Consider the following 1,672-nt stretch of genomic DNA (forward strand, 5'->3'; position numbering starts at 1 on the left):
AGCGACGGGCATCTTTCCGTTTGACTTTCACCTCACCAAACTCGCTGAATGCTTCGTGTCCCAGCTCATCGAGAATGGCGTGCTCGAACTTATCAAGAAGTGGATCCAACGATGGGTCGGGTTGGAACACTCCCAATCCTTGTTCAACAGGCAGAAGCCACCCAAGAGTACGAAGGCTAGGGCCGTAGTTCAGAGGAGAAATAAAACCTGTGGAATAGCGGCGCATATTCCTTCCCGCTTCCCACGCGGGACCGCCGAAATTGTAACTTTTTTCAGAGATGGGGGCCTGCATAGCCTGCCGTCCCGGAATATCTGCATTGGGGTCGTTAAGGAATTGCGACCATGCATAGATCGCTTCAATACGATCAACGAAATCCCGCATCTCGGCGTCGCTCGCACCCATCGTCTTTCCAGTTTCGACGATCGTCCTGACGCGCCGCCAAGCCCAGGCCATGACAACGTAGGGGCGGATATGCCTCGCCACGTTATTAAGATCCGGAAGCACTCGATCCATAAGGCCAAAATTGATCTGCCGCAGGCCAAGAGGGTCGACGCCGCCAAGGTCGGTCTTGGATGGAGCCACAATACGTGGTTCTTCCTGCTGGCGCGTCTCTTCGAGTAGGTCCTCAAGCGATGGCATTTTTAGCAATCCTTGTTGAGTATGATGCGCGCGCAGCAATCGCAGCGGGTGACACCTTCTGTGCGCAGCTCCGATCGCGCGACTGCAGGCAGACGGATATGCTTTCGCGGACAGTAGTCAGTTGGCCCTTCGACTACGGTGAACTTGGCGAATTCGTCTGTGTCTTCGATTGCACTCCTGAGCTTCGGCCAATACTTAGAGGTTTTTAGCCTGTCGAACCCGCTTTCGGGACCAGATGCGGTCGCTGCGGCGATGTAAGCGCTAAGCTGTTCTCCCACCGTTCTTGCTGCGCTCGCCTTCGAGAGTTCCGCGATGAGGTCGACTTCAGGGTTCAACACATCGACAAACGCGGAAATGCACGATGGATCGACCGTCAAGTTCTCAGGGTCCAACCCACGTTTGATCACGAAGCGTCGCGCAGCAATTTCTCCTGAGCCGTGTTGAGAAAGGCTGTGATAGAGAAGTGCCGTGGCAAGGATCATGTCGGCTTCTAGTCCCTCCACAGCGACAATCTGGCTGAGAATTCTCCAGATCCAAGATCGAACTTCAGTTGGTTCGGGTCGGATGCGATCTGTGAGAAAATGGGCCAGCGACAGGGCGACCGGAGCATTTCGTCCTTTAGCGGCCGGATCGAGCATTTTGCCGAGGAGTTCGCCAAAAAATTTCAGCGACTTATCTTTGTTCCTATTGTCTTGAGAAATCTGCTTGGATCGCGCCGATGTATCCTCTTCCTCGTTATCGTCGTCCGTGGCGTCGCCACTTGGCCATGGCCCTCGATTTTGAGCGAATGCTGCGCGAAGTAGATCCATCGCTCTATGCCATGCATGGGTCTGGCCTGCACCCTGCATTGCTCTTGAGGTGTGCGCATTTTCAGATGCCGAGCTGAGATCGTCGATTGTGACAAAAGTTTCGCTTCGAGTCACGCCTTCGGCCGATTGACCGCTTAGGTCATTCACTGGTACATTCGGCAGTCGCGTTGGGTCCTCGTTGAACCACGCAAGAATTGCGGCAACATCTGCTGGGGTATCGTTG

Annotated in this window: 2 protein-coding genes; both read right to left on the reverse strand. The window is 54.5% G+C overall.

From position 1 onward, the window contains the following. The coding region (locus tag AC2FND_RS20185) for a hypothetical protein (RefSeq protein ID WP_496771481.1) at positions 1-640 on the reverse strand (640 nt) is incomplete at its 3' end. Between the two features lie 2 nt (positions 641-642). Continuing rightward, positions 643-1,672: hypothetical protein (locus AC2FND_RS20190; RefSeq protein WP_496771482.1), on the reverse strand; the 1,030-nt coding region annotated here is incomplete at its 5' end.

The sequence above is a fragment of the Ruegeria sp. BHSB056 genome, from assembly GCF_059613305.1.